This window comes from Pengzhenrongella sp. (assembly GCF_036565025.1).
Taxonomy (GTDB): domain Bacteria; phylum Actinomycetota; class Actinomycetes; order Actinomycetales; family Cellulomonadaceae; genus Pengzhenrongella.
In genome coordinates this window covers 25,205-51,034 of the sequence record NZ_DATCNW010000137.1, presented here as the reverse complement: position 1 = coordinate 51,034, position 25,830 = coordinate 25,205, and the positions used below count along the sequence as shown (strand labels likewise).

The 25,830-nt window shown below is 68.4% G+C and carries 27 protein-coding genes and 3 pseudogenes; 14 read left to right on the top strand and 16 right to left on the bottom strand.

Going from position 1 to position 25,830, the window contains the following annotated elements:
- On the bottom strand, positions 1-234 hold a 234-nt coding region (locus VIM26_RS07940), incomplete at its 3' end, for a hypothetical protein (protein WP_331949905.1).
- Positions 235-573: 339 nt separating this feature from the next.
- Here VIM26_RS07940 and VIM26_RS07935 point away from each other — a divergent pair.
- Both VIM26_RS07935 and VIM26_RS07930 read left to right on the top strand, forming a co-directional pair.
- On the top strand, positions 574-795 hold the full coding sequence (locus VIM26_RS07935) for a hypothetical protein (RefSeq protein WP_331949903.1): 222 nt from the start codon (positions 574-576) through the stop codon (positions 793-795).
- A gap of 4 nt (positions 796-799) precedes the next feature.
- On the top strand, positions 800-1,195 hold the full coding sequence (locus tag VIM26_RS07930; protein WP_331949901.1) for a cyclophilin-like fold protein: 396 nt from the start codon (positions 800-802) through the stop codon (positions 1,193-1,195).
- 287 nt (positions 1,196-1,482) lie between these two features.
- On the opposite strand, the gene VIM26_RS07925 is transcribed toward VIM26_RS07930, so the two are convergent.
- A complete protein-coding gene (locus VIM26_RS07925; protein ID WP_331949899.1) occupies positions 1,483-2,700 on the bottom strand; it encodes an ATP-binding protein in 1,218 nt (405 codons plus the stop codon).
- 304 nt (positions 2,701-3,004) lie between these two features.
- Here VIM26_RS07925 and VIM26_RS07920 point away from each other — a divergent pair, with 304 nt between their 5' ends.
- The 3 genes and pseudogenes from VIM26_RS07920 to VIM26_RS07910 form a co-directional block, all read left to right on the top strand.
- Positions 3,005-3,784 (top strand): alpha/beta hydrolase, encoded by a 780-nt coding sequence (locus VIM26_RS07920; protein ID WP_331949897.1) that lies wholly within the window; start codon positions 3,005-3,007, stop codon positions 3,782-3,784.
- 491 nt (positions 3,785-4,275) lie between these two features.
- A pseudogene (locus VIM26_RS07915) lies at positions 4,276-4,956 on the top strand (beta-ketoacyl synthase N-terminal-like domain-containing protein); the annotation flags it as partial.
- Between the two features lie 97 nt (positions 4,957-5,053).
- Positions 5,054-5,197, top strand: a pseudogene (locus tag VIM26_RS07910) (PDDEXK nuclease domain-containing protein); the annotation flags it as partial.
- 162 nt (positions 5,198-5,359) lie between these two features.
- Here VIM26_RS07910 and VIM26_RS07905 read toward each other — a convergent pair.
- Both VIM26_RS07905 and VIM26_RS07900 read right to left on the bottom strand, forming a co-directional pair.
- Positions 5,360-5,614 carry a type II toxin-antitoxin system RelE/ParE family toxin gene (locus tag VIM26_RS07905; RefSeq protein ID WP_331949895.1) on the bottom strand — a complete coding sequence of 85 codons (255 nt, stop codon included), beginning with the start codon at positions 5,612-5,614 and terminating at the stop codon, positions 5,360-5,362.
- Position 5,615: 1 nt separating this feature from the next.
- Positions 5,616-5,864: a type II toxin-antitoxin system Phd/YefM family antitoxin gene (locus VIM26_RS07900; protein WP_331949893.1), complete on the bottom strand. Its 249-nt coding sequence runs from the start codon at positions 5,862-5,864 to the stop codon at positions 5,616-5,618.
- Positions 5,865-6,020: 156 nt separating this feature from the next.
- Here VIM26_RS07900 and VIM26_RS07895 point away from each other — a divergent pair, with 156 nt between their 5' ends.
- From VIM26_RS07895 to VIM26_RS07875, 5 genes are all read left to right on the top strand, one after another.
- Positions 6,021-7,211, top strand: a complete 1,191-nt coding sequence (locus VIM26_RS07895) for a CE1758 family FMN-dependent luciferase-like monooxygenase (RefSeq protein ID WP_331949892.1) — start codon at positions 6,021-6,023, stop codon at positions 7,209-7,211.
- A 2-nt stretch (positions 7,212-7,213) separates the two neighbouring features.
- Positions 7,214-7,705 (top strand): MarR family winged helix-turn-helix transcriptional regulator, encoded by a 492-nt coding sequence (locus VIM26_RS07890; protein WP_331949890.1) that lies wholly within the window; start codon positions 7,214-7,216, stop codon positions 7,703-7,705.
- Positions 7,702-8,457, top strand: a complete 756-nt coding sequence (locus tag VIM26_RS07885; RefSeq protein ID WP_331949888.1) for a CE1759 family FMN reductase — start codon at positions 7,702-7,704, stop codon at positions 8,455-8,457. Before VIM26_RS07890 ends, VIM26_RS07885 begins: the two co-directional genes overlap by 4 nt.
- Positions 8,458-8,669: 212 nt before the next feature.
- A complete protein-coding gene (locus tag VIM26_RS07880) occupies positions 8,670-10,055 on the top strand; it encodes a GGDEF domain-containing protein (protein ID WP_331949886.1) in 1,386 nt (461 codons plus the stop codon).
- Between the two features lie 135 nt (positions 10,056-10,190).
- Positions 10,191-10,535, top strand: a complete 345-nt coding sequence (locus VIM26_RS07875; RefSeq protein ID WP_331949884.1) for a hypothetical protein — start codon at positions 10,191-10,193, stop codon at positions 10,533-10,535.
- A gap of 100 nt (positions 10,536-10,635) precedes the next feature.
- Here the strand turns inward: VIM26_RS07875 and VIM26_RS07870 are convergent, their stop codons facing one another.
- The 5 genes from VIM26_RS07870 to VIM26_RS07850 all read right to left on the bottom strand — a co-directional run bounded on the left by VIM26_RS07870 (position 10,636) and on the right by VIM26_RS07850 (position 15,956).
- A complete protein-coding gene (locus tag VIM26_RS07870) occupies positions 10,636-12,015 on the bottom strand; it encodes an MFS transporter (protein ID WP_331949882.1) in 1,380 nt (459 codons plus the stop codon).
- A gap of 69 nt (positions 12,016-12,084) precedes the next feature.
- Complete coding sequence (locus VIM26_RS07865) at positions 12,085-13,005, bottom strand: amidohydrolase family protein (RefSeq protein ID WP_331949880.1); 921 nt, start codon at positions 13,003-13,005, stop codon at positions 12,085-12,087.
- 26 nt (positions 13,006-13,031) lie between these two features.
- Complete coding sequence (gene ligK, locus VIM26_RS07860; RefSeq protein ID WP_331949878.1) at positions 13,032-13,715, bottom strand: 4-carboxy-4-hydroxy-2-oxoadipate aldolase/oxaloacetate decarboxylase; 684 nt, start codon at positions 13,713-13,715, stop codon at positions 13,032-13,034.
- A 22-nt stretch (positions 13,716-13,737) separates the two neighbouring features.
- A complete protein-coding gene (locus VIM26_RS07855) occupies positions 13,738-14,763 on the bottom strand; it encodes an amidohydrolase family protein (RefSeq protein WP_331949876.1) in 1,026 nt (341 codons plus the stop codon).
- On the bottom strand, positions 14,760-15,956 hold the full coding sequence (locus tag VIM26_RS07850; RefSeq protein ID WP_331949874.1) for a 4-oxalomesaconate tautomerase: 1,197 nt from the start codon (positions 15,954-15,956) through the stop codon (positions 14,760-14,762). Before VIM26_RS07850 ends, VIM26_RS07855 begins: the two co-directional genes overlap by 4 nt.
- A gap of 185 nt (positions 15,957-16,141) precedes the next feature.
- Here VIM26_RS07850 and VIM26_RS07845 point away from each other — a divergent pair, with 185 nt between their 5' ends.
- Together VIM26_RS07845 and VIM26_RS07840 are read left to right on the top strand one after the other, a co-directional pair.
- Positions 16,142-16,801 carry a GntR family transcriptional regulator gene (locus tag VIM26_RS07845; protein WP_331949872.1) on the top strand — a complete coding sequence of 220 codons (660 nt, stop codon included), beginning with the start codon at positions 16,142-16,144 and terminating at the stop codon, positions 16,799-16,801.
- Positions 16,802-16,804: 3 nt separating this feature from the next.
- On the top strand, positions 16,805-17,194 hold the full coding sequence (locus VIM26_RS07840; RefSeq protein WP_331949870.1) for an HNH endonuclease: 390 nt from the start codon (positions 16,805-16,807) through the stop codon (positions 17,192-17,194).
- Between the two features lie 21 nt (positions 17,195-17,215).
- Here the strand turns inward: VIM26_RS07840 and VIM26_RS07835 are convergent, their stop codons facing one another.
- The 5 genes from VIM26_RS07835 to VIM26_RS27015 all read right to left on the bottom strand — a co-directional run bounded on the left by VIM26_RS07835 (position 17,216) and on the right by VIM26_RS27015 (position 21,954).
- Positions 17,216-18,274, bottom strand: a complete 1,059-nt coding sequence (locus tag VIM26_RS07835) for a LacI family DNA-binding transcriptional regulator (protein WP_331949868.1) — start codon at positions 18,272-18,274, stop codon at positions 17,216-17,218.
- Positions 18,274-19,482 (bottom strand): Gfo/Idh/MocA family oxidoreductase, encoded by a 1,209-nt coding sequence (locus VIM26_RS07830; RefSeq protein ID WP_331949909.1) that lies wholly within the window; start codon positions 19,480-19,482, stop codon positions 18,274-18,276. The genes VIM26_RS07835 and VIM26_RS07830 overlap by 1 nt, the downstream gene beginning before the upstream one ends.
- A gap of 59 nt (positions 19,483-19,541) precedes the next feature.
- Entirely contained in the window at positions 19,542-20,465 is a 924-nt protein-coding gene (locus VIM26_RS07825) for a hypothetical protein (RefSeq protein WP_331949866.1), read from the bottom strand.
- A 167-nt stretch (positions 20,466-20,632) separates the two neighbouring features.
- Complete coding sequence (locus tag VIM26_RS07820) at positions 20,633-21,127, bottom strand: hypothetical protein (protein ID WP_331949864.1); 495 nt, start codon at positions 21,125-21,127, stop codon at positions 20,633-20,635.
- Positions 21,128-21,531: 404 nt separating this feature from the next.
- On the bottom strand, positions 21,532-21,954 hold the full coding sequence (locus VIM26_RS27015) for a S8 family serine peptidase (RefSeq protein ID WP_414696457.1): 423 nt from the start codon (positions 21,952-21,954) through the stop codon (positions 21,532-21,534).
- A 402-nt stretch (positions 21,955-22,356) separates the two neighbouring features.
- Between VIM26_RS27015 and VIM26_RS27010 the strand changes: the two are divergent.
- Positions 22,357-23,103, top strand: a pseudogene (locus VIM26_RS27010) (cation:proton antiporter); the annotation flags it as partial.
- Positions 23,104-23,285: 182 nt separating this feature from the next.
- Positions 23,286-23,546, top strand: a complete 261-nt coding sequence (locus VIM26_RS07805; RefSeq protein ID WP_331949858.1) for a hypothetical protein — start codon at positions 23,286-23,288, stop codon at positions 23,544-23,546.
- Between the two features lie 51 nt (positions 23,547-23,597).
- On the opposite strand, the gene VIM26_RS07800 is transcribed toward VIM26_RS07805, so the two are convergent.
- Both VIM26_RS07800 and VIM26_RS07795 read right to left on the bottom strand, forming a co-directional pair.
- Complete coding sequence (locus tag VIM26_RS07800) at positions 23,598-24,680, bottom strand: DUF2332 domain-containing protein (RefSeq protein WP_331949856.1); 1,083 nt, start codon at positions 24,678-24,680, stop codon at positions 23,598-23,600.
- 174 nt (positions 24,681-24,854) lie between these two features.
- Positions 24,855-25,598: an RDD family protein gene (locus VIM26_RS07795; protein ID WP_331949854.1), complete on the bottom strand. Its 744-nt coding sequence runs from the start codon at positions 25,596-25,598 to the stop codon at positions 24,855-24,857.
- Positions 25,599-25,830 lie beyond the last annotated feature (232 nt).

The window sequence follows — 25,830 nt, the reverse complement described above, 5'->3', positions numbered from 1 at the left end:
GGACCCCGGTGCCAGGTACATCCCCTCGCACGGCCGCGGGTCCTGGTGCTCGCTGCGAGCCAGCGCCTCGAAGAATGCCTCCCGCTCCAAGAACTCCGCGACCTCGGCCGCCAAGAACTTCGGATCCTCATACCGCGCGTCCTCGACCGCCCACAAAGCCAGCAACTCCGCCGACGGCTCGACAACGGACGCGACCTGCTCGTCGCCATCCCCGCCGAACTCGTCATCGAACATGTGTTCTATGATACCAGAGCGGCCGAGAGTGTCAATACCTCGGACGCAATTCCTGTGCACGAATTCGGCAGGGGTTGCGATATGCAGTATCACCGCGCCTGAAGAGTCGAATCTCGGTCGATCATCGATCGACCGGTGACCGATGGCGCGAATCGACACAGCCGACAGCGTCCTCGGGCAACCTTTGCCGACTCAATCGAAGACACCGCTCGGGCAGCGGGCCGCGCTTTCGCGAGCCCGGCGCCGAACACCTTGTCGTGGCGGTGGGGTCAGGCCGATCCGTCCGCGCCTGTCGCGCTGGAGCTGGGTCGCGGCTCATCCGAAGGCGATGCCCCAGTGATGATCGCGAACGCGAGGAGGAACCGGCCCGACGCCGACGTCGCAAACTCCATGCTCGGCGTCGCGTTCAACCTCGCCGTCTTCGCCGCCGGGGTGATCGGCGCCGTGCTGACCGGCGCGTACGACGGCGTGGTCCTGCCGGTCGTGACGAGCGCGCTCGCCGTGACCGCACTCGTCATCGTGCTTGCAGCGCGCCGTTCGTCCTTCCTGGCGGGACGATAGCGGCGTGCGCGGACGACCCATCTACGAGGAGCAGACGACGATGAGGATCCAGCTGACCATCGGTGACCAGACAGCCACCGCGACCCTCGAGCAGAACCCGGCGACCCGGGACCTCGTGTCGATGCTGCCGGTGACGCTCCGGATGCGCGATCTGTTCGAGCGGGAGAAGCCTGGCCCGCTGCCGCGAGCGCTGAGCGGGGGTGTCGACCCGGTGTTCACCTACGCGGTCGGCCAGATCGCTTATTGGCCGCCGAGTCACGACATCGCGATCTTCTACGCACACGACGGCGCCACGATCCCCAGGCCGGGACTTATCCCGCTCGGCGTCCTGGACACGGGACTGGACAGCCTCGCCGACGCCGGCGAGGACTTCGAGATGACCATCGCCGCAATCGACTGACAGCGCCCTCACAAGGCTCTCGCGGCAGGCGCCCCCGGATCGGTTCGCGCCGGCGGCGCCGCGCGACCGCGAAACGAACCGGCCATTCGGGCGCGAACTTTTGTTTTACCGGCCTGCTCGCCGCGGCCATCGTCGCCGTGCTGTTCTTGGTCTATACCCTCGACGGGCCGTACGCCGGTCACATGCAGGCCAGCAAGCACCTCTTCGAGAGCGCGCTGCTGCAGTTCGACGCGATCGACCACCCGGCGCCGTAGGTTCGGGTGTTCGCGCCGGTCAGGCTCCTGGCCTCAGGGCTTACCTCGTCGAGGTTTGCGCGCGGGAACGTCGAGGACGGGTATCGCTCGTAGCAGGAACTGGTCAAAATGCGGGACGGTGAACGCCGCGTACCCGTGCTGAGGCGTCCAGAGGAGGCCCATGTTGATCAAGGTCGCTCGGGTGGGAGCGAGGTTCTCCGACGTGCGGCCCATGGTGTCCGCAACGTCGGAGGCCTTCTGTGCGTCCGGACCGAGCTCAGCCATCGCCCTCAGGTAGGCCCGCTGGAGCTCGGTCGTGCGGTCCAACCGGACTCGGAAGAAGGAAGCCTCGAGCTTGGCCTCATACCCAGGCACGGCCGTCCGGACGTCATCCAGGGTGATCTCGGGACCATCAGCCAAGGTCCAGACGGCGCAGCCGAGCTCCTGGAGGAAATACGGGGAGCCGCCGGTGATGATGACGGCCTCGTCGAGGGCCGCGGCGCTGTACGTCACCCCCTCCGCGGCGGCAGGCCGCACGAGTGCAGACTTCGCATCCGAGGGGGACAGGTTGCGGATCTCAGGAAACCTGAACAGCCGCTCCGCATAGGACTTGGCGTCTCCGGCCAGCCCGGCGATCTGCGGAAGCCCGGCTCCCACCATCGTGATCGGCAGCTTGCGCTGAACCATCTTGTGCAGCGCCCCGATGAGCGCTTCGAGCTGCAGCTTGCTAAGGAACTGAATCTCGTCGAAGAGCAGCACGACACCGCGATCTCGCTCTTTGGCCGCCTCGCCGAGAGCCAAGAAGACGTCCGTCAGGTCCATCGACAGGTTGGCATGGTCGGCGAAGCCTTCGGCGGCGTCCACGCCCAGGCCCGCCGACCAGGAGCCTGCGGTGTCCACACTGAGCGTGAACGAGGTCAGGACCGCCGCCGCGTGGGTGAACCGATCCGTCCATCGAGTTCTCGGGGAGAGCTCCAGGAGCGCCGCGCGCAACCGACTCGAGACGTCGCGACGAAACTCGGTGTCGTCGTGCTTGCTGACCTCCAGTTCGACGACGACCCAGTCGCGTTCCAGCGCCTTGGTCCGAAACTGGCCCAGGAGAACGGTCTTGCCGACTCCGCGCAGTCCGGTGATGATCATCGACTGCTCGGTCCGTCCGCGCGCAAGTCGTGCGAGCAACAGGTCGAACCACTCGAGCTGGTCATCGCGACCGACGATCGCTTCGGGTTCCGCGCCGGCGTTCGGCGTGTACGGGTTCGTGAGTGCGCGCATGACCAGACCGTACTGTTCTTAGTGAACTTTATCTATCCATCATAAATCGGACTAAGAACAGTAAGGTTGGCCACCGCAGACCGTGACGCTGCACCGGAGCGCCCAAGCGTGCCGGTGACTCCGGCGGGTCAGGCGGCAGGGATGAGCACCGGTAACGAGGGCGAGCTGCCGCTGCCGGAAGGGAAGGGGGCGGTCGTCGAGGACCGGCCCCGCCCGCGCGAGCACTGAGCCTCGGGCGGCCGACGTCGGCTGCACCGGTCGAGGCCGCGTTGTCGCGTCGCCGCCTGCGCGGTTGACTTGCGGGATGGAGATCCGAATAGGCCAGGTGCTGGTCCACTACGTGGAGCACGGGAGCGGGCGACCCGTGCTGGTACTCCACGGCGCCGGCGTCGACCACCGCGAGACTGAGGCATGCTTCGAGCCGGCTTTCGACGCCGTTGCGGGCCTGCGGCGGATCTATCCTGACCTCCCTGGAATGGGCCGAACAATCGCCCCCGAAACGCTGCGAAGCGCCGACGACGTCCTCGACACGCTGCTCAGCTTCGCCGAGGAGGTCACCGGCGGCGACGGGCACCTGCTCATCGGTCACTCGGCGGGCGCGTACTACGCACAGGCGATGGCCGCGACGCACCCGGCGCAGGTCGCCGGTCTTGCGCTCGTCTGTCCGCTGTTGCCAGGACTGCGCGACGTCCCAGAGCACCGCGTCACCGCCGGATCGCCTGAGATCGGTGACGCCGTCTTCCGGAGCTACTTCGTGATCCACACGCCGGAGATGCTCGATCGGTACGAACGTTACGTCACCCCAGGCGCCGCGCTCGTCGACCAGGCAGCGCTCGAGCGGATCGGCGCACGGTGGACCCTGACCCCTGATCACGCGCCGGCCTACGCGGGTCCGACTCTGGTCGTGGCGGGACGGCTGGACTCGACGGTCGGGTATGCCGCCGCCATAGGCCTCGTCGACCGCTACCCGCACGCCTCGCTCGCCGTGCTCGACGACGCGGGACACGCCCTACCCCACGAGCAACCCGAACTCCTGCGCGCCCTCCTCGCTGAGTGGCTCGCGCGCGTCGACCGGTCGAACTGACGGTTGTCGACGCCCGGCCACGCTGCCATGCCTCACGGTCATTCGAATGTTCTGGCAAATCATATTCGACGTCGCGTTGCCGAGGACGAAGGTCCGGCTTCCGAAATAGAGTATACCCGGGTGAGTCGCTTCCCAACCGTCTTCCGCTGTTCAGCTCTAGTTGGTTCGCGAGATCGTTAATGCACCTCGCGGACGTCCACGGTGATCGTGCAACCAGAGATGTGGCCGGGCTATGGCAAATCCCGGCGGCAGGGGAGATTCGACCAGAATTTCGGGTGAGGGGGCAATGATTTGAACCGCCGAACGGCGTGCATGACCCGACGCCAAATGGCTCGCCGGTCCCGCCAAGTCGAGGTGAATCATCCCTTGGGACACGTTCCGCAGCGGAACCGGCGTCCTCCTGTTGTTCATGAGTTTGATCGTTGACGACGCCTCGCAGTTGTATCAACGGGTTGCCTAGCGCTATAACAACGCAACAGAAGGCGGATCATATGTCGGCGATCGCAGTTATCAGTTATTCGTCCCGAAGCGCGGGCGCCGCGGACGCGGACGAGTACTGGCGGCTCCTGAAGGCCGCGCGTCCCCAGTTCGCGCCAGTTCCGTCGGATCGGTGGAAACTCCCGGCGGGTGACGGGCCCGGTGGCGATCACAAGCGGAACGGGTCCTACTCGAATGTGATGGCCGCCATCGAGGACCCCTATGCGTGGGACCGAAAGAAGTTCAAGATCCCGTTGGGGCGAGCGCGCCGGATGGATCCCCAGCAGCGCATGGCACTGACGTTGACCGACGAGCTTCTCGAGCGGTACGGAGAAAATGCCGGCGCCCTTAGCAAGAGCGACGTCGCGACAATTATCGGCGTGAGCTCAAACGACTATCGCCTCCTGAGCACGGCCGGGATCGTGGGGAAGATGCTGGTCGATGGCTCGCTTGGGTACGAGTCCGACGACGGCGTGCGACTGCTTTCCGCCGCACAAGAATCGAGCATCAACTTCGTGTCCGGACACACGATGCCGGGGTTCCTGGCCAACATGGTGCCTGCCACCGTGCAATCCGTCTGGGATTTTCAAGGACCCGCCTTCTCGGTCGATGCCGCGTGTGCCTCCAGCCTCATCGCGATCAACCAGGCGTGTGATCTTCTCGAGCTGCGCCGAGTCAAGACGTGCATCGCGGGCGGCCTCGACGACCGAACCGCAGCCCGCGTCGAAGCCGTGCGCCGTGGGTTCGACCCCGACGGCCTGTTCGCAGGTGACGTGGACCCGATACGCGACACCGACGCTCGGCCTGAGTGCCGGCGTCGCGGAACGAGACCTCGAGCAAGCGCTCATGGATCGGATGGTCGACACGTTGCGCGAGTTCGGCACCGGGTTCGCGTTCGTGGGCCGCCAGGTGCACTTCGAGGTCGATCCGCCAGACCCTTGGGACTTCGACCCCGCGTGCGCGGGGCGGACTGGCGGCCGGGCGCCTGAACCATCCCATGAGAATCCGACGTCAGGCGGGTGGAGATCCACCGGTGCCAGCGCAACACCGGCTACAAGTTCGACTCGGCCCGGGTGCGCATCGCGTGGCGGTCGTGACCTACCGGTAGACCTCGCGCCGGTGGCCGAGGGTGACCACGACCACCAGGAGCACGTCGTCCTGGATCGTGTAGACAATGCGGTAGTCGCCGACCCGGACCCGCAGCCCGGGCCGGCCCTGCAGTGCGCGCGCGCCGGGTGGGCGCGGGTCCTGGGCGAGTAGCGCGATGGCGCCTTGGATCCGCCGAGCATCCGCCGGGTCGATCCTGCGCAGCGCCTTCAGGGCCGCGGGGCGGACCTCGACCCGGTACGTCACGTCACGTCCAGCCCAGGTCCGCCTTGACCTGCTCCCACGGGATGTTCGGGCCTTCCTCGGCGATCGCGGCGTCGAACGCTGCGACATCCTCGGCGTCCTCGAACGCCGTCATCAGCTCGTCGTAGCGCTCCGGGCTGATGAGCACCGCGGCGGGGTGGCCGTAGCGCTCGAGGATGACGGCCTCTGAGCGCGCGAGTTCAACAACCTCGGGAAGCTTGTCGCGGGCTGCGCTCATCTTCATCGTGACCATCCTCAAATAGTACAACACGAAACAGAAAACGTACAACACTTCGAGTGCAACCAACGCGGGTACCTGGCTTCGACCCGACCGAGCTTTTCGTCCTCGCCCGGAATGCATGCGCGCTCATGCATGTTGACGCTTCCATCACCTCAGAAAGGCGGCAACGTGCAGTTCGGAATCTTCTCGGTCAGCGACATCAGTCGGAACCCGGTCACGGGGTACACCCCGAGCGAGGCGGAGCGTATCGACGCGAGCGTCCGCATCGCGCAGCGGGCCGACGAGGTCGGGCTGGACGTCTTCGCGATCGGCGAGCATCACAACCCGCCGTTCTTCTCCTCCTCGCCGACCACGCTGCTCTCCCATATCGCCGCGCTGACGAAGCAGATCACGGTGAGCACGGCGGTCACCCTCCTGACGACCAACGATCCGGTGCGGATCGCGGAGGAGTACGCGATGCTCCAGCACCTGTCGAAGGGCCGGATGGACCTGATGGTGGGCCGCGGCAACACGGTGCCGGTGTACCCGTGGTTCGGGAAGGACATTCGCCAGGGGGTGCCGCTCGTGCTCGACAACTACAACCTGCTGCACCGGCTGTGGCGGGAGGACGTCGTGGACTGGGAGGGCGAGTTCCGGACCGCGCTGCAGGGCTTCACCGCGATACCGCGTCCCCTGGACGACGTCCCGCCGTTCGTCTGGCACGGCTCCATCCGCACCCCGGAGATCGCCGAGCAGGCCGCGTACTACGGCAACGGCTACTTCGCCAACAACATCCTCGCGCCCAACCTCCACTTCAAGCCTCTGGTGGACTTCTACCGTGAGCGCTTCGCGCACTACGGTCACGGCACAGCGGAGCAGGCGATCGTCGGACTCGGTGGGCACGCGTTCATCGCCAAGCGCTCCCAGGACGCCGTCGAGGGCTTCCGCCCGTACTTCGAGGGCTCCCCGATCTACGGCACGAGCTACTCGCTCGAGGAGTACATGCGAAGCACGCCCCTGAGCGTCGGCAGCCCGCAGGAGATCATCGACAAGACCCTCACCTTCCAGGAGGGCTTCGGCAGCTACCAACGCCAGCTCTGGGCCATCGACGCCATGGGGCTGCCCGTGGAGGCGGCGCTCGAACAGGTGGAGCTCCTCGGCACCGAGGTGGTCCCCGTGCTCCGTAAGGAGATGGAGGCGCGGCGTTCTCCCGGAGTACCGGACGCACCCACGCACGCAAGCCTGGTCAGGGCGAAGTACGGCGACGGCGAACCGCGCCGGCCGCGCCCGAACCCAAACCGCGGCGACAACGTCACCGGTACCTCGCCGTACCAGGACAGCGACCCCGCGATTCCGGCTCGCCTGCCGTTGATCGGCTGACGATGGGCACCGACGTGCGGCTGGCGAACGAGGCGTGGGAGGCGCTGTTCCGCGCCCAGGCCACGATCGCCGGCGAGCTCACCGGCGCCGATGCGTGGGGCGACCTCATCCCGCGCGAGTACGGCGTGCTCTACGCCCTGTCCACCGCGCCCGACGGCCTGCGAGTGACCGAGCTCGGCCAGGACGTGCTGTTGTCGCAACCGGGGATGTCCCGGCTGCTGGCCCGGCTTGCGAGCCGGGGCCTGGTCGAGCGCGGCGACGATCCGGACGACGCCCGCGCCTGCCGGTTCCGCCTCACGAGCGCCGGAACCGAGGCGCAACGTCGGATCGGAACCGCCCACGGACGGCACGTCGCGACGGTGATGGGGCGCTCGCTGGACCGGGAGCAGCTCGAGACGCTTCGCGACCTCTGCCGAATCCTTCTCACCCCCGCCGAACCGAACACACCGCACCACGTCACGACTGCCGACCGGACAGGACGGAGCCCCGCATGAGAATTGAATCGAACCCGAACCGCCGCGAGACCGAGCCCGAGCAGCGAGACGGACCGTTCCGTCTTGTGGTAGTCAGCGCGGGGGTAGGCGACCCTTCTTCGTCGCGCCGACTCGCGGACCGGATCGCCCAGAAGACCCTCGACTCGCTCGCGAACGCCGGAACCCCGGGGACGGTGAGCGTCGTGGAGCTCGGGCCACTGGCCGTGGAGATCGCCCAGGCGATGGTCGCCGGGTTCCCCGGCGAACGCCTGCAGGAGGTCATCGAGCGTCTCGCCGCCGCGGACGCCGTGATCGCGAGCACCCCGGTCTACAAGGCCGGCATCAGCGGGCTGTTCAAGTCGTTCGTCGACGTGCTCGACAACGACCTGCTGCTCGCGAAACCGATCGTGCTCGCGGCCACGGCGGGCAGCTCGCGGCACGCCCTGGTGGTCGACGACCAGATGCGCCCGCTGTTCGCCTACCTCCGCGCCCTCACCGTCCCGACCTCGGTCTTCGCTGCTCCCGAGGACTGGGCCGCGCCGGACCTGATCGCCCGGATCGAACGCGCCGCCAACGAGCTCGCCGTCCTGCTCCGCAGCGGCGCCGGCCGGATGATCGCCGACGGCGCCTGGTCCGGCTATCAACACCAGTTCGCCGGCAACGCGACCCGGGCGGAACGCGTCACGTCCGACGTCGACTTCAGTTCGTCGCTGATGCTGCTCGCCGCGGGCGGCGGTACCCGGTCGAGGCGCGCCGAGGAGCCGGCCGCCTGAGCCGGGCCCGCCCGGGCCGGCGTCCGCGGACACCCCGCGAGGTTCCGGAGAACCCTCAGGGTTCCGCGCGGTCGGCCGATGTGGTCGGGGAGCCGATCGTTCCCCACCTCCGGACAAGCCATGCGCCGTCTAGCCTCGTTGTCGATCTCCGCACGTCCGGTCGCCGTCGGCCGCCGGTGTCCGCAACGTCGGGCCGATGGCTCGGTGCGGCGATGAGCGAGGCACCGCCCGCGGACGGCGGGCGGACCGCCGACGAGCGGCAGCGCATCGACGCGATCTGTGTCAGCAACCTCCTGGACTCCCTGGGGGCGATCGTCTTCTTCAAGGACCTGGAGGGCCGGTTCCTGCGGGTGAGCCTGGACTGCGCCCAGCTGACCGGCCGCACCCCGGACGAGATGGTCGGGCTCACGGATTTCGACCTGACCGACCACGACCACGCCGTCGCGCTGCGTGCGGACGAGCAGCGCATCATCGCCACCGGCGAGCCGCTGATCGCCAAGGAAGAGGTCGACCGGATGGTCAACCGCCCCGGCACCTGGGTCGAGACCAGCAAGTTCGCCCTGCGCGACCACGCCGGCACGATCATCGGGACCTTCGGCTTCTCCCACGAGATCACCCGGTACGAGGTCGCCGAGCGACAGATCGTGCGGATGGCGCAGGAGGCTGCGGTCGCCCACGCCGAGATCGCCCGGGTCGAGCGCCAGCTGCAGGCCGTCCTTCGCGGCTCGACGGATGCGATCGCGAAGTACGACCGGGCGCTGCGCTACGAGTACCTCAACCCGGCCGGCGAACGATCTCGCGGCTCGACGCTCGAGCACCTGCTCGGCCGGACGGACCGGGAGACCGGGATGGCCCGCAACGTGCTGCGGGTGTACGAGCCCGCACTGCGTCGGGTGCTGGAGACCGGGGAGTCCGGCGACGTCGAGTTCTTCGTGCCGAGCGGCCAGCGGGGTACCGACAGCACCGACGCGTGGTTCCACGTCGTGCTCGCGCCCGATCATGACGCCTCGGGCGACGTCGTCGGCGTGCTGACCTCGACGCGCGACATCAGCGAGCTCAAACGTGCCGAGGTCGCCCTCACCCACCAGGCGATGCACGACTCGTTGACCGGCCTGGCCAACCGGCTCCTGCTGACCGATCGACTGAGCCAGGCCCTCGTGCGCATGGCGCGATTCTCCGGCGGCCTCGTGCTGTTCTTCATCGACCTCGACTACTTCAAGGCCGTCAACGACACCCAGGGTCATGAGGCGGGTGACCGGGTCCTCGTCATCGCCGCCCGCAGGTTGGAGCAGGTGGTTCGACTACAGGACACGGTCGCTCGCCTGGGCGGGGACGAGTTCATCGTGCTGTGCGACCGGGTGATGACCATCGAGGAGGTCAACACGATCGCCGCTCGCATGGTGGCCGCCCTGGCCGAGCCCTTCACCGACGGGGCCGAGACTTTCCGGCTGTCCGCGAGCGTGGGTGCGGCGATCACGAGCGACCCGAAGACGGGGCCGGCAGAGCTGATGCGCTGTGCGGACTCCGCGATGTACCAGGCCAAGCAGGACGGCCGCAACCGCTTCGTGGTCTTCGACCCGTTGGACACCCGCGCCTGACCGGCTCCCTGAGCGACGAGGTCCGCCCAGTCACCATGGCGCGACCCGACGTGTTTACACAGGTGCCGGGGCGGAGGAGGGTGGGAGCGTCGTTCAGCGACTGCGGGCGACGTCCCTACGAACAATGAGGTTCGCATGGCTCTCATTGCTGTGGCCTTCCCGATCGCTCCCGGCCAGAGCGCTCACTGGCATGCCTGGATTGACGAGCTCAAGGGTTCCCGACGCGCCGAGTTCGTCGCGTCTCGGCGAGACGTAGACGTGCGGGAGCGCACCTTCCTGCAGTCGACTCCGATGGGCGACATGGTGATCGTCACGCTGGAGGGTGACGACCCGATGGCCTCGTTCGGCAAGCTGCTCAGCAAGGACGACGAGTTCTCACGGTGGTTCGGCAAGAATGCGTCCGAGATCCACGGAATAGACCTGTCCCAGCCGATGTCCGAAGCACCGTCGGCGCTGGTCATCGACAGTGCGGGCGCCTAGCCGACGACCTCGTCATGACGGAGCCTGCGCACGGCGTTCACGACGAACGCCGTGCGCAGCTTCGACGTTCTACCGTGATCCCACCCGGCGTGCTCACGATCTAGGTCCCCCGGATAGTTGTGTCGACCGGCGTCACGTCTCCCGGGCGACTCGCGTGTGCGAGGCGGGCCCGGCGGGTCTTGGGCCCGAAGATGGCGAGCACGAGCGCGCCGAACAGCCAGGTGCCGGAGATGAAGAAGAAGACGCTCTGGTACCCGCTCCCGTTGTACAGCGCGGCGATGATCAGCGGGCCTGCGGCGTTGGAGAGGCGCCCGAGGCCATAGGACACGCCGGTGCCGATGGACCGGCCGGGCGTGTCGAACAGTTCCGGGGAGTACGCGTAGCCCAGGGCCGTGTAGCCGCGCTCGAAGAGGTTCACGAGAAAGCCGAAGACGACGATCATGATCGGGTTGAACGTGAGTCCGTAGAGGGTTCCGGAGATCGCGATGAGCGTGCCGAAGGCGACCAGGCACCACTTGCGTTCGAAGCGGTCGGTGACCAGGGAGGCGAGGTAGGAACCCAACGGGGCTCCCACGGTGGTGAGTGCCACGAAGAAGATCGAGTCCCCGACGCTGAAGCCTTCCTTGGCCAGCAGCGTCGGTGCCCAGCTGGAGTACCCGAAGAAGCCGATGGACTGCGTCACCCACAGGATCGTGAGCAGGATCGTGGGGCCGAGATACTTCTTCTGCAGCAGGAGCTTGAGCGGGGCCTTGGTCAGTCGTGCGACGGAGACCGGTGCGGCAGGTGCGGGCAGCGAGCCCTTCTCCGCTGCAACCTGTGCCTCGATCTCGGACAGGGCCGTCTCGGCCTTGCCGTACTCGCCCTTGCTCTCGTACCAGCGCGGCGACTCCTTCAGGTACTTCGTGAAGAAGATGAACAGGACGCCGAGCGTCCCCCACAGATACACCAGCCGCCACGACCAGTCGGTGAGCGGGACGACGGCGCTGGCGATGAGGTTGGTGACCGGCGTGCCGCAGATGCCGATGACGATCGCGTAGGCCTGGTACTTGCCGCGGTTGGCGGCCGGATAGATCTCATTGATGTAGATGACCGCCACGACGGTCATCGCCGAGAGGCCCGCCGAGGTCAGGACGCGGAAGACACCGAGCGAGACGATGTCCCAGGAGAAGATCGCGGCGAAGGAGAACACCGCGAACCACACTGTGGTGATGGTCAGCGCCTTCTTGCGTCCCCAGCGGTCGGCGAGCCAGCTGGCGATCAGGGAGCCGAAAAACATGCCGATGAACGATGCGGAGACGACATAGGCGATCTGGTTGATCGTGACGCCCCACAGCGTGATCAGCTTGGGGACGGTGGTGGCGAAGCTGTTGATGTCCGCGAACTCGAAGAAGTAGGCGAAGGAGATGACAAGCAGGGTGCGCTTGTGGAATCGGGAGATCGGGAGCCGGTCGAGCCGGTTCGCCGCGTTGGAGTGCGTCATTGCTGCCCCTTGTGGAATTAGTTCCTAGAGTTCTTTGGATTCGATCAGGATGATGGGACGGAAACAGGACTAGGCATCTTCGCCCGGCCAGTACAGGCGCATCGGGTTGGTGACGAGCAGCTTGTGCTGCTGCTCGGGAGTCACGGCCACCTGGGGTAGGTAGTCGACGAGGAGCCCGTCGTCGGGCATGTGGCCGGTGAGGTTGGGGTGCGGCCAGTCGGTGCCCCACAGCACGCGGTCACCGAACTGCTCGACCACCGCGCGGCCGAACGGCACCGCGTCCCGGTACGCGTGCTGCTCGCCGTCGAGGGCGGGAGGTCCGGTGACGCTGAGCCGCTCCGGGCAGCTGACCTTCACCCACACGTCGTTGTCGTGGACGAACTGGAGGAAGCGGCCGAACTCGGAGCCGCCGACGGGCTTGGTCACGTCCGGACGTCCCAGGTGATCCACCACGAGGGGCGTGGGCAGCGTGCCGAAGAAGGTCGCCAGATCTGCCAGGTCCGCACTCTCGAAGTAGAGGACGACGTGCCAGCCCAGCGGAGCGATCTTCTTCGCGATGGTGACGAGCTCATCCCGTGGGGCGGCGCTGACCAGACGCTTGAGGAAGTTGAACCGCACGCCGCGCACCCCCGCCTCATCGAGTCGGCGCAGCTCCGCGTCCGTGACGTCGGGACGGACGGTGGCGATGCCGCGTGCCCGGCCGGCGGACGCCTGGACGGCGTCGACCATGGCGCTGTTGTCGGCGCCATGGCAGGTCGCTTGCACGATGACGTTCCTGCTGACGCCGAGGTGGTCGCGGAGCGCGAAGAGCTGCCGCTTGCCCGCGTCCCCGGGGGTGTACTTGCGCTCCGGGGCGAACGGGAACTCGCCCCCGGGACCGAAGACATGGCAGTGGGCGTCGACCGTCCCCGGCGGGAGGGCGAAGCGCGGGCGGGAGGGATTTCGATACCAATCCAGCCAGCCGGGGGACTGCGCGAACTGCGCACTCATCGGGTCTCCTTTGACCGGGATGTTCATCAGTCGAGGTACCGCAGGCCCGCAGCTTGCAGTGATTCGCGCATCGTGTACATGTCGAGGCCGAGCTCGCCGGCTGCGAACCGACGACGCTTGCCCTCCTCCCGGGCCTCGCGCTGCCCGGCGGCCACGGCCACCTCGCCGGCCCGGCTCGCGGGCACGACGACGACGCCGTCGATGTCGGCGACCACCACATCGCCTGGGTCGACCATGGCGTTGGCGCAGACGATGGGCACGTTGACCGAGCCGACGGTGGCCTTGATGGTGCCCTTGGAGTTGATCGCCCGGCTGAAGACGGGGAAGTCCATCTCCCGCAGGGTGTCGACGTCGCGGCAGCCGCCGTCGATCACCAGGCCGACTCCGCCCTGGGCTCGCACGGACGTGGCCAGCAGATCCCCGAAGAATCCGTCCTCGCACTCGGTGGTGCAGGCCGCCACGAGGACGTCGCCGGGTTGCAGCTGTTCGGCCGCCACGTGCAGCATCCAGTTGTCGCCGGGCTGCAAGAGCACCGTGACGGCCGTCCCGCAGAGCTTGGCGCTGGGGTAGACCGGGCGGATATAGGGGCGCATGAGGCCGAGACGACCCATGGCCTCGTGGATGGTGCTCACGCCGAACGCTGCCAGCGCGTCGACGTCCGCGCGGGACGCGCGGGTGATGGTGCGGTGGACGACTCCGAGTTCCTGCATGGATCTGCGCTCCTGGTGGTGTTCAGCGGCCTTGCTGCTTGAGCAGGGCGTTCAGGCGGGGATAGACGGCGCGGGCGTTGTGCTCCTGGATGTCGGCCAGGTCGGTCTCGGGGAGCCCGGAGTCCTGGAGGTACCGACGGGTGTCGTCGAAGAAGTGGCCGGTACCGGGGTCGATGTCCCGGACGGCGCCGATCATCTCGGAGGCGAAGAGAATGTTGCGGGTAGGAACGACGTCGAGCAGCAGGTCGATTCCCGGCTGGTGATAGACGCAGGTATCGAAGAAGACGTTGCGCATCACATGCTGTTCAAGTGGTGGCTTCTTCATGGCCATGGCGAGGCCCCGGAATCGGCCCCAGTGGTAGGGCACGGCGCCGCCGCCGTGCGGGATGACCAGACGCAGCGTCGGGAACTCGGCGAACAGGTCCCCCTGGACCAGCTGCATGAACGCAGTCGTGTCCGCATTGAGGTAATGGGCGCCGGTGGTGTGGAAAGCCGGATTGATGCTGGTGCTCACGTGCACCATTGCCGGGATGTCGTACTCGACCATCTTTTCGTAGATCGGGTACCACGAACGATCGGTGAGCGGGGGTGCGGTCCAGTGGCCGCCAGAAGGGTCGGGGTTCAGATTCAGCGCGACGGCCCCGTACTCCTCGACGCAGCGCGTGAGCTCGGGGATGCAGGTTGCCGGATCAACCCCGGGGGACTGGGGGAGCATCGCGGCGGGGACAAAACGCTCCGGGTAGAGCTGGCTGACGCGGTAGCAGAGCTCGTTGCAGATCCCCGCCCACGTCGCGGAGGTCTCGAAGTCACCGACATGATGGGCCATGAAGGACGCGCGCGGGGAGAAGATCGTCAGGTCGATGCCGCGCTCGTCCATGAGGCGCAGCTGGTTCGCTTCGATGCTCTCCCGCAGCTGATCGTCGGTGATGTGCAGGTCGGCACGGTCGGGGGCTGCGGACGGGTTCTCGAGGCCGGCGATCTGTTGGGTTCGCCACTCTCCAAGCTCTGCTGGTGCCGTTGTGTAATGGCCGTGACAGTCGATGATCATCGCTGCTTCTCCTGACTTGTGACCGCGCTGGAGAGCCAGGTGCTGCGCGGAACGAGGACGTCGCCGGCCATGATCAGCCGTGCAGTGCGCAGCAGGGCAGACTTCGTGACGTGCTGGGGGTCGTCCGGATCGATGCCCAGTTCGACACTGAACTCCCCGGCCGGATGTTCGATGGAGACCGTGATCTCGGTGCCCCGGGCAACCGTCGCAACCTCGCGGGCCACGGTGCCGTCGAGCACGCACGCGGTGGCCGCGGTGACGGCTGCCAGGACGCCGATCGAGTCATGGCAGACGTGCGGGATGAAGCTGCGCGTGCTGATCGCACCCCCGTGTCTCGGCGGGGAGACGAGCGTCATCTTGGGATAGTTCTTCGCCGTCACGTCCCCGAGGCCCATCAGTTCGCCGCAGGTCAGGCGAAGGGGCTCAAGATGGGACGTGAGCTCCTCGTCGGCGTTCAATGCGGCGGCCGATTCGTAGCCGGTGCGCCCGAGGGCGGAGGCGGCGATGATGACCAGCGGCTGGCCGTTGTCGATGCACGTCACGTCGACGGGGCCGACGCCGGCGAGCTCGACCCGGTCGCGGACGTTGCCCGTGGGCAGCAGTGCGGAACACACCGAGCCTGCGGTGTCGAGAAAGTTGATGGAGATGGGTGACGCCATGCCCGGCACCCCGTCGATTCGTGCGTCCCCGGAGTACTCCACATACCGGCCGGAATCCCCGACCGGGGTGGAGACGATGATCTCGGCAGCCAGACCCGTGTTGAGCGTGAGCACGCGAGCCGTCGTGGTGTCCCCGTGCGGGGCCAGTAGCCCGGCCTCGAGGGCGAAGGGCACCACGGCCGCAAGCATGTTCCCGCAGTTGGGGGTCAGGTCGACGAGGTCGCTGTCCGGCTGGAGCTGGGCGAACTGGAACTCCAGGTCGGCGTTGGCCCGTTCGCTCAGGCCAACGATCCCGACCTTGCTGGTCAGCGGGTTGCCACCGCCCAGGCCGTCGATCTGGCGGACGTCGGGGGACCCCATCGCGGCCAGCAGCACCGCGTCGCGGGAGATCGGGTCCCGGGGAAGGTCGTCCGCCCGGAAGAACGGGCCCCTCGACGTCCCCCCGCGCATGAACCAGCAGGGGATCGCGATCTGACTTCCGCGCAGGCGCGGACGGGTGCTGTCCGGCGGCTGGATCATCGTTGACACATCCATGGTTGTTCCCCTCGATCGTGATGCACTGCACACACCATAACCGTTAACGAGATTGTTAGCAATCGTGCGAACGATCGCGTTGGGTGTGCTCGCGGTCCGACCCGACACGCCCCGCTCGCGCGCGAAGTGGCGACAAAATTGTTTACAATGCCGACGAGGGTGCATCGAGCAGTTCGGGGGAGCGCATGACGACCGTTGGCGAGACCAGGGCACAGACCCTCTCGGCGAACGAGCTCGCGGACCACCTGCGCCGCGCGATCGTCACCGGCGAGCTGGTGCCCAAGCAACGCCTCGTGGAGGCCGATCTCGCCACCGAGTACGGGGCCAGCCGGGGCAACATCCGCCTCGCGCTGTCGGAGCTGAGCATCGAAGGTCTCGTCGAACGTGTCCAGAACCGCGGGGCGCGGGTCAGGGCTGTCTCTGTCGACGAAGCGGTGGAGATCACCGAGGTCCGCGCCGCGCTCGAGGCGCTGTGCGCCCGCAAGGCCGCGGAGCGCGTATCGCCTGCTGAGCTGGGGGAGCTTCGAGAGCTGGCCGAGCAGATGGCGGACGCGGTCGCCCGCGGAGACCGGGAGTCATACTCGGCCTTCAATCAGCGGCTCCATGCCAAGATCATCGCGATCAGCGCCCAGCAGACTGCGGCCGCAACAATCCAGCGGTTGCGCGGCCAGGCAGTGCGCTTTCAGTTCCAGCTGGCGAGGCAGCCGGGGCGACCCAGTGTTTCGCTTCCGCAGCACCTGGCGATCATCGAGGCGATCTGCCGGCATGACCCCGAGGGCGCGGCCGAGGCGATGAGACTGCATCTGGAAAGCGTGGCGGACGCCATTCGTGCCACGGCTCTGTAGACGATGGCAGTCAACCGAAGTCGCAAAGCCCGGGCCGTCCGCAAGCGCAGGCGCCGGATGGACAACGTCGAGCATGACCTGAGCGACGAGCAGTGGGCCGCGCTCAAGAGCGCGTGGGGTGGCTGCGCCTACTGCGGCGCGGACGACAAGCCGCTGCAGCGCGACTGCGTGCTGGCGCTCTCCCGCGGTGGGCGCTACACGCTCGACAACATCGCGCCGGCCTGCGGCTCCTGCAACGCCAGCAAGTGCAACGACGAGGTCACCGGCTGGCTGCGCCGCAAGCGGCTCGACGAGCGCGCCTTCCTGTTGCGCCACCTCGAGATCAGGGCGGCGCTGGCCCTGCGGTTCGGCGCCGAACCGGCCGCCGACGCACCCGGCGCCCCCGTGCGCTGAACCTGGATGCTCGGACCCTGATCAGCCGAGCGCAGGTCGGACCTCGGAGCTCGCGGCGGGGCCGAGACAGCCGCACGAACCGCCGATCACCAGTCGGGGTGCGTGCAGCGAGTGTTCGTTGGACGAGTCGGCGCCGATGGCGAGGACCCGCTCGACGGCGGCCGCGGCCATCTCCTGGACCGGCTGCTTCACGACCGTCAGCCGCGGGAGCGTGTACTCGCTCTCCTGCGTCCCGTCGAAGGACACCAGCGCGACGTCCTGGGGAACCCGAAGTCCGAGCTCGTCCAGGGCACGCAGCACCCCCACGGCCTGCATGTCCGAGCTGACGAACGCGGCGCTCGGGGGGTGCGGCGAGCCGAACAGTCGCAGCGCCGCACGGTGACCTCCCGCGCGGCTGAAGTCGTCCCGGGCTATCGGGCCGTCATCCAAACCGGCACGCCGGGTCGCCGCGGTCCAGCCCCGTTCTCGCGCCTCGATGTGCCCGGCCGGCCCGCCGCCGATCACGAGCGCGATCCGCTCGTGCCCGTGCTCGATCAGGTGCGCCGTGCCCAGGAAGGCGCCGGCCTCGGCCTCGACACCGACCGTGTCGAAGCCGGGGACGGCGTCGAACCTGTTCAGCAGGACGGTCGGAACGCCGTCGAGGGGCAGCAACGCCACGTCCGACCCCGTGCGCATCGTCGTGAGGATCACCCCGTCGACCTGCCGGGCGACGAGGTTCGAGACCTGCCGCCGCTCGCGATCCGGATCGCCCTCGCTGTTGGTCAGCATCACGTCGTAGCCGCGCTGCGCCGCGGACTCTTCGATGGCCACCGCGAGCTCGGCGAACAGGGGATTGCCGATCTCCGGCACGACGAGACCGAGGAGTCTCGTCGTGCCGGTCCGCAATGCGCGGGCGGAGGCGTTGGGGCGATAGCCCAAGACCTTGATCGCCTGGCGCACCCGCAACGCGGTCGACGCGGCGACCGGACGTGGTCCGCCGTTCACCACGTAGCTGACGACGGCGCTCGAGACGCCGGCGTAGCGCGCCACGTCGTCACGCGTGACGGCGTGCCGCGCCGGCGGCACAGCGGAGTGCGTCATCAACGTCCTGTTCGCACGGGGGCGTCACCGAGGTCGGGGACGGGCAGCCGCTCGCCGGCCCGCAGCGCCGACTGGTGGGCGACGATCCCGGGCAGCGTGTAGCGCGCCGCGACCCAGGCGTTGACCGGCGGCATCGTCTGGTCCACGACGGCCCGGACGAAGTCGTCGGCCAGGAAGTGGTGGCTTCCCTCGTGCCCGCTCGGCATCCCGTGGTAGACGGCCGGCAGCCGCGCGATGTCGTGCACGGGCGCGTGCCCCGAGATGAAGGAGTCGCGCAGCTCGGGAGCGACGTGCGCGAGGGACGGGTCGTCGGGGGACATGCTCCGTCCGGTCGCGAGCTCGGCGGTGACGTCGTGCACGTCCTGCTTGTCCTGCCAGAAGCTGACCGTCGCCATCTGCTCGAAGCTTGCCTCCGTGCCGAAGTAGCGGAACCGCGACTCGCGGATGTGGCAGGGATAGCCCACCCGACGCATCTCGTTGATGCGCATGACGCCGCCGTTGTCCAGCTCGAACAGTGCGCTGGCGTTCGAGAAGTCGTTGTCGAACTGGCTGATCTCGCGATCGAAGACGCCGTCGCCGCGCTCGTCCCGCACGCCGATGCAGCTGACGCTGACCGCGTGCCCCGGGATCGCGCCGAGGACCCCGCCGACCGAGTGGGTCGGGTACATCATCGGCGGGTAGCTGGCGGTCCGCTTCCACTCGGCGCCCCCGCTGTAGCGATAGGCGTCGTAGAAGCCGAGGTCCATGTCGTGGACGTAGTCGCCCTCCGAGTAGAAGATCCGTCCGAAGGCGCCCTCCGCGACCTTCTCGCGGGCGAAGACGGTGGCCGGGTTGTAGTAGCTCGTCTCGCCCATCATGTAGGTCAGTCCCGTCTCGCGGACGGCCTCGATGATCTCGCGGATCTCGTCCTCGGAGATCGCCATCGGAACCGCCGAGTAGACGTGCTTGCCCGCGCGCAGCGCCGCGACGACGAGCGGCCCGTGCGTCCACCGCTGCGTGAAGATGGCGACGGCGTCGACGTCGGAGGCGAGCAGCGCCTCGAAGGAGTCGACCGTCCCGGCGAGGCCCTCCCGCTCCGCGAGGTCGGTGGCGCGCTCGGGGAGGACGTCGGTGACGACGACCCGGTCGACGTCCGGGTGGACCGTGAAGAGCTTGGCGAACTGGCCGGAGAACTGGCCGGCGCCGACGATCCCGATGGAAATCATGATGACCCTCTCAGTGGTGGCCCGAAGGCCCGAAGTCGATTACCGCGGCGTCGTCGAGCGCGTCACTGCGGTGCGAAGTGGCGAGTCTGCCAGATCTTTCTACACGTGACAACTGTTGGTTCCGCTGGCGACTCCCGCATGAAAGATCGACCGGACGGAGAGGGGCGACCGGGCGGTCTACTCGTGTAGCACCTCTCCGTCACGCCGGCTTCGTTGCCCGGACAGGCGGCCGCGGCCGTCCCTGACCGCCAGCTCACCCTGCCTCCGCCGGCGCTGGCGGGCGCTCGACGATCCTCGAGGTCGAGGTCCTGCACGTTCAGGGAGAGCGCAGCCGCCACGGCGGTGCCGGACTCGCGCAGCAGGATCCAGCGGGTCCGTTCGCGCAGCGGCAGGTCAAGGCGCCAGAGCGCGTCGAGCGTTTCGGCGGCGATCGGTTCGGTTCGCACGCCGGTCCCGGTGTGCCGCTCGAGCCCCGCGGCGACGTCGTCCAGCCCCGCCCAGGCGCCGAACGACCGCACCGCTGCCCGATGGCGATTCCACGTCGCACTCGCGGCGTCGCGATCACCGCGGCCAAGGAAGTCGTCGGCGGCCTGCCCGAGGCTGAGGCCCGCACCGTCGGCGGCCTCGATCGCGTGAGCCCGGCGCCGCAGGAAGTCGCGCTCAGGAAGACTTCTCGCCAACGACGTCGCGCGCAGCAACTCGAGCCGCGCCTCGTCGAGTCGGCCGAGCCGCAGCAGCAGGTCGCCGCGGACGCCCGGCAGCAAGTGGTAGTCCCGCAACGTGGCGTCGTCGGCCAGGGTGTCGACGAGGTCGAGGCCCGTCTGCGGGCCGCGAGCCATCCCCAGGGTGACGGCCCGGTTGAGCTGGACGATCGGCGTCGGCAGCACCCGCGCGAGCGCGTCGTAGAGCGAGGCGATCTGCGCCCAGTCGGTGTCCGGTGCCGTCCGTGCCTGGGCGTGCGACACCGCGATCGCCGCCTGGAGCACCTACGGTCCGGGCGTTCCGCCGGCCTCGCGAGCGCGCAGCATCGCGGCGAAGCCGCGGCCGACCGGGAGCTGATCCCAGCGGCGATCATGGGCGCCGGTGCACAAGCGAACGAGGCCCCCCACTTCGGATCGGTTGAGGGGGGCCTCGTGTGTCCGCTGCTTATCGATCAAACGGTGAAGAACGTCCTTGAGGCGTCGGCCACAGAGGTGCTGACGCTGTTAGTCGTGTCGGTCAGCACGATGTTGGTGTAAGTGACGCTCGCGAGGACCAGCCGTTGCCCGGAGGGGCAGGTGAAGGCGCCGGCCGAGATCGGTCCGGCCGTCAGGTTGGCGATGACGCGCCCGTTCTTGGCTTCGAAGGAACCTCCGCCGGCGACATCGCCGGGGAACGACTCCTTGTTCGCGGCCTGCGGGTGCTTGTTGCCGCCGTTGATGCACGCGTACAAGGCCGTGGCGTCGGCGGTGAGCGTGTAGTCAATGTTTTCATTGCCGAGGCCGCGCTCGTCGAAGCTGACCACGAGGGCTCCTGTGCCGCTCACCGTAGAGGTGGCGGAGAAGAACTTGGGAGCGGCAGCCGCTGCCGAGGTGGCGGCGCCGAGGATAGTGGCCATGATTGCCACCAGGATCACGAACGGTCGTGCGACGTGCATGCGCTTATCCATGACGGATTCCTATTGCTATCGAAATGATGACGGGCGGTGCGCAGCCGAGTAACCGTGCCACTTCTCTCGGACCGCACCCTGTACGAAATTCTGGGGAGTTCCGTTGCGCGATCTGTGCGAGCATTAGGCGTTTTTTGTGCACAGTGTGGGCGGCGGGGCCCGGGCCGTCGAGGGGAGGGCGCCGCAAGGCCACGGTCGTTCTCGATGGCCACCGGCGCCGGAGCGCGGCGGATCGCCGGCCGCGAATAGGCTTTCAACTCTTCGGTCGCGATGGGTTGTGCTCGCCCCTGCGCTCATACTGCGCCCGACTCTTGGCCAGCGGCGCCCACGCGCGTTGTCTACACCGGGGGAACTATCCGACAATGGACCGATTGCGTTGGGTTGTCAATGGCTTGTGCTCGCATCTAGGTTTCGGAGCCCGTCTTGGCCGGTGTCTGACCCGAGGATGCGGTGGAGCAGGCGATCGGCCGCGGCTCAGTCCATGCGGTCCCCGCGGGTGTTGCGGATGAAGGGCATCTGTTCAGCGGATCAACGCTGAGGCCCGGCGCGATTTTGCGATCCTTCAGCCCGGGCCTACGGAAGGACAAGGCATCGATCGGATCATCGGCGCTGGTCAACGCTGCCGAGGTGATCCACTCACCCGGCGCCACGACGTCGGGCTTGAGCCGGCCGTCCAGGGTGGCTCCCTTGCTCGACGTCCAGGTGAAACCGAAGGCGTGTGGCGCCTCCCGATGGGTCGAGCCGACGGCGATGCACGTGTCGGCGTGCGCCGGTTCGGTGATTGAGCCGAGGACCGCGACCGGGCTCGTGAGGGATGCGGACCTCACCCCCACCGACGTCGCCCGCGTCGTCGAGATCCTCCCGCACGGCTCGGCGGGCAGTCGCTACCCGGCCGTCTACATGCCCGCTGACTGGTAGCGCCAGCGAGTCATCCGGGTGCCGCGCCCCAGCGGCCGGCACCCGGGCGAGCCGATGGCGACCGTCGGGCACCCGACCGGGGAGGAGTGAGACTCTTGATATCAGCACCGACTACTACGTGCGTCTCGAGCAGGGTCGGGAGCCTGATCAGCAGTAGATCTTGCGCACTCGCGTGCGAGGCACCGGACGTTTCCGCGGGAACGCCCGCAGCTCGATCACTCCCGCGGGAACGCCCGCAGCTCGATCACTCCGCACCATGCCGTGTCCTACCCTGAGCCAATCGCCCCAGAACGGGGCGGGACCTCCGCGAACTGCGAGACGTTGTCCCGAAATCTTCCCCGGCGCGACAACAACTCGCAGTTCGCGGCAGCCCGCCACCCACTTCGTTCGAGTTCGCCGGTCCGCGGCGAGTTCGCCGGTCGAAACCGGCGAACTCGAACCCGAACCGGCGAACTCGGCGCAGAAGGATCGCGGTCGGGGCCCTCGTCGTCTGGCTCGGTGCCCAGGCCCGACGGCGCATCGGCGACCCGCTCCTCGGCAACGTGGCGATGCTGCTCATCCCGTTCACCGGGTTCCTGCTCGCCGAGCTGATCGAGGCGTCGGGCGTGCTCGCCGTCGTCGTCTGCGGTTTCGCGATGAGTCAGATCGGTCCACGCATCGGCCGCGCCGACGCCCGCCAGCAGAGCACGGCGTTCTGGACGCTGGCCACGTTCCTGCTGAACGCGGCGCTTTTCGTGCTCGTCGGGCTCGAGGCGCAGTCCGCGCTGCGCAACCTGGTCAGCACCGACCTGCTCACCGCGGTGATCGGCGTCGCGGTCGTGTGCGCGGTGATCGTCGTCGTGCGGTTCGCGTTCCTGACGGTCGCGGCGTACACGATCCGGCTGATCGATCGCCGACCGCAGCAGCGCCTGCGCCGGGTCAGCAATCGGGCGCGGGTCGTGAGCACCGTCGCCGGCTTCCGCGGGGCGGTCTCCCTCGTGGCCGCCCTGGCGGTCCCCGCCACGGTCGGCTCCGGCGAGGCATTTCCGGACTGCGACCTGATCGTGTTCATCACGGAGGGGGTCGTCGCCACGACCCTCGTCGTCCAGGGGCTCCTGCTACCGCGCACCGTTCGCTGGGCGCGGCTGCCCACCGACGACCTGCTCGTGCGCGAGCGCCAGCTCGCCGAGGAGGCCGCAAGCGTCGCGGCGCTCGACGCCCTGCCGCGGGTCGCCGCCGAGATGGTTCTGATCCGGCGGTCGTGGACCGGCTGCGCGGGGAGTACGTCGAGCACCTCGAGCTGCTGCGCGCGCGGGACGACGACGGCGTCGAGCCCGACTCGGCGGTCCTGCTCGACGAGCAGTACACCGCGCTGCGCCTGGCGCTGCTCGCCAAGAAACGAGCCACCGTCGTGCGTCTGCGCGACGAGCGCCGCATCGACGACGCCGTCCTGCGGCAGATCCAGGCCCGCCTGGACATCGAGGAGGTCCGCCTCTCCCGCGGCGAGCTGGTCGAGGACTGAGTGTCACCTGACGACGTCGGCCGGCTTCCCCAGGGGCGCGCAGAGCCTGGCTCAGCGCGGCGGCTCGCTGGACCCAACCCTGACCGGACCCGAGGAGTCTGCCAGCCACGCCAGCAAGGCACCCCTCGACCAGCAGCGGCCGACGGCCTCGGCGCGCACTGCCGACCGGTCGAGCACGGCCAGTCCGATGATGCTGTGGCCAGAGGCGCGGCGATCGCCGAGCGTCGGTATCGACGGCGCGACGCCGACTCCCTCCGCCGACACCCACGCCACGGCCCGGCCGGCCGCCGCCTCCTCGAGGCGGCGCCAGAAGCGCAGGCGGCTCTCGAGCCGGAAGCTCGACAGCGCCCACGTCGTGGTGACGACGGGCAGGGCGTCTGCGGGCACCCGGGCAAAGGCATCGGGTAACAGGTCGACAGGGTCACCTCGAAGCAGCAGCGGAGGGGCCGTCGCCGCCAAAGCGATCGCCGCATCGAGCCTCGCGATCCGCTCCGGCTGATCCGGCCACAAGCAGGCGCGCAACCATCGGGCGTCATCCGCGTCGGTCACGTCGACCGGATCGAGGTCGACGCCGACCCGGGCGACGACCTCGGGCATGGCCCGCGTCGGGAGGGGCCGATCTCCCACGATCGACGACGACAGCTGCACCGGAGATGACGGGTCGCCCAGCGACTGTCCGTTGCTGTACGTGATGCCGACGCGATCGACGTTGAGGTTGAGGTTGAGCCCAGCCGAACAGCCCACGTCGATCAGCCCGACCGCGCTCGCGCCCACCCGGCGCGCCGCCTCGGCAATGGCCGGATACAGCACCGCGCAACGTCCGGTCTCATTGGTCCGCAGCTTCCGGCGCACGGCGATGGCCACGACCGAGTCGGCCATTTGCAGCAGGGTGTCGATCGCCGCGCGGGCGGCGGCGTCGCAGTCCGCAGCGGCATAGGCGGCGGCAACGGCCGGGGCGCGCCCGGCGAGGGCGAGATCGTGCAGCGCGGCGAGGATCACCGTGGGGTGGCGCTTGCGCGCCGGCGCCGCCTCGATGGCGCGCAGCGCCTCGTCGGACTCGCTCAGGGCGACGGCGACGCGCGCGTACAGCGGCGATTCTTCGGCGGCGTCGACCTCACCGAAGTGTCGATACACCTGCGCGAGTGTGCGCGCCCTACCCACGGGTACGCCCGTCTCCCGCGGTCGGTCCTGGCATCGGCGCCGATTCTAGCCATCGGAACGACAACGGCTGCCGCCACGGGGGTCGTCGAAGATCCCCGGTGGCGGCAGCCGCAGATGCCGACTTCGTGCTCAGTGCCGATTACGTGCTCAGGCTGCGACGACGACGGTGTTGATCATCTTGTCGGCGAAGGTCTGCTTCTGGGGGTCCCACAACGGGAACAGGTAGCCGACGAAGAAGAACCCGTCCGCGACGTGAGCGAGGTCCCGCACGAACGCCATCCCTGCGCCGATCGGCTGTCCGGTTGCCGCCGAGACGAGTCGGATATTGAGCAGGCCCTTACCGATCGACTGGCCGGTGCGCCCCTGGCGGATCCAGCGGTTCCAGATCGTCAGGCTGAGAGTCGCCGCCCATCCCACGAAGAGGACTACGGCGCTGGTGATGGTGATGGCGAGGGCGCTCACCGAGGCACCGTCCGACGTCGACCCACCGGACGCGATCAACAGCGTGACGAGGTAGGCGACCAGGTACGGGGCCTGCGCGATGACGGTGTCGATCAGGAGCGCGGCCACGCGCAGGCCCCAGTGGGCGAGCACCGGCTGCGCGCCACTGAGGTACGCCTGGTTTGGGCCCTGGGGATACCGGGGCGCACTCTGCGGGGCCTGCTGTCCGTACTGGGGTGCGGCCGGCGGTGCCTGCCCGTACGGGGGCGCACCCTGCGGGGCCTGCTGCTCCCACTGGGGCTGGGCGGGCGGTGCCTGTCCGTACTGGGGCTGGGCGGACGGTGCCTGCTCCCACTGGGGCTGAGCGGGCGGTGCCTGCACGGTGGCCGGCGGGCCGTAGGGGCCCGGGTTCTCCGGCTGGACGTCGTCGTGCGGCTCATCCGTACTCATTCTTGTGCTCCCTCGTATGCCGCCTGAGCAGCAGTTCAACAACGTGCGCGGTCGTCCGCAGGGGCGCCAGGATACGTGGCGCGCGAGCGCCTCCGGGCGGGTATCCGTGGGCATCCGAACCCATCGGGCGAACGTCGCGACCTGGCAGTGCGACGCCGACGCACGGCTCCTGACGCCGGCGCAGGCCGATGAGGGCCTCGGGCGGGTGAAAGTGTGCCCCAATTCGGGTGAA

Excerpts from the sequence above, each read along its gene's own strand:
- VIM26_RS07935 (WP_331949903.1), top strand. The coding sequence starts at position 574 with ATGATCGCGAACGCGAGGAGGAACCGGCCCGACGCCGACGTCGCAAAC.
- VIM26_RS07925 (WP_331949899.1), bottom strand. The coding sequence starts at position 2,700 with ATGCGCGCACTCACGAACCCGTACACGCCGAACGCCGGCGCGGAACCC.
- VIM26_RS07920 (WP_331949897.1), top strand. The coding sequence starts at position 3,005 with ATGGAGATCCGAATAGGCCAGGTGCTGGTCCACTACGTGGAGCACGGG.
- VIM26_RS07900 (WP_331949893.1), bottom strand. The coding sequence starts at position 5,864 with ATGGTCACGATGAAGATGAGCGCAGCCCGCGACAAGCTTCCCGAGGTT.
- VIM26_RS07890 (WP_331949890.1), top strand. The coding sequence starts at position 7,214 with ATGGGCACCGACGTGCGGCTGGCGAACGAGGCGTGGGAGGCGCTGTTC.
- VIM26_RS07885 (WP_331949888.1), top strand. The coding sequence starts at position 7,702 with ATGAGAATTGAATCGAACCCGAACCGCCGCGAGACCGAGCCCGAGCAG.
- VIM26_RS07880 (WP_331949886.1), top strand. The coding sequence starts at position 8,670 with ATGAGCGAGGCACCGCCCGCGGACGGCGGGCGGACCGCCGACGAGCGG.
- VIM26_RS07875 (WP_331949884.1), top strand. The coding sequence starts at position 10,191 with ATGGCTCTCATTGCTGTGGCCTTCCCGATCGCTCCCGGCCAGAGCGCT.
- VIM26_RS07870 (WP_331949882.1), bottom strand. The coding sequence starts at position 12,015 with ATGACGCACTCCAACGCGGCGAACCGGCTCGACCGGCTCCCGATCTCC.
- VIM26_RS07865 (WP_331949880.1), bottom strand. The coding sequence starts at position 13,005 with ATGAGTGCGCAGTTCGCGCAGTCCCCCGGCTGGCTGGATTGGTATCGA.
- ligK (WP_331949878.1), bottom strand. The coding sequence starts at position 13,715 with ATGCAGGAACTCGGAGTCGTCCACCGCACCATCACCCGCGCGTCCCGC.
- VIM26_RS07855 (WP_331949876.1), bottom strand. The coding sequence starts at position 14,763 with ATGATCATCGACTGTCACGGCCATTACACAACGGCACCAGCAGAGCTT.
- VIM26_RS07850 (WP_331949874.1), bottom strand. The coding sequence starts at position 15,956 with ATGGATGTGTCAACGATGATCCAGCCGCCGGACAGCACCCGTCCGCGC.
- VIM26_RS07845 (WP_331949872.1), top strand. The coding sequence starts at position 16,142 with ATGACGACCGTTGGCGAGACCAGGGCACAGACCCTCTCGGCGAACGAG.
- VIM26_RS07840 (WP_331949870.1), top strand. The coding sequence starts at position 16,805 with ATGGCAGTCAACCGAAGTCGCAAAGCCCGGGCCGTCCGCAAGCGCAGG.
- VIM26_RS07835 (WP_331949868.1), bottom strand. The coding sequence starts at position 18,274 with ATGACGCACTCCGCTGTGCCGCCGGCGCGGCACGCCGTCACGCGTGAC.
- VIM26_RS07820 (WP_331949864.1), bottom strand. The coding sequence starts at position 21,127 with ATGGATAAGCGCATGCACGTCGCACGACCGTTCGTGATCCTGGTGGCA.
- VIM26_RS07795 (WP_331949854.1), bottom strand. The coding sequence starts at position 25,598 with ATGAGTACGGATGAGCCGCACGACGACGTCCAGCCGGAGAACCCGGGC.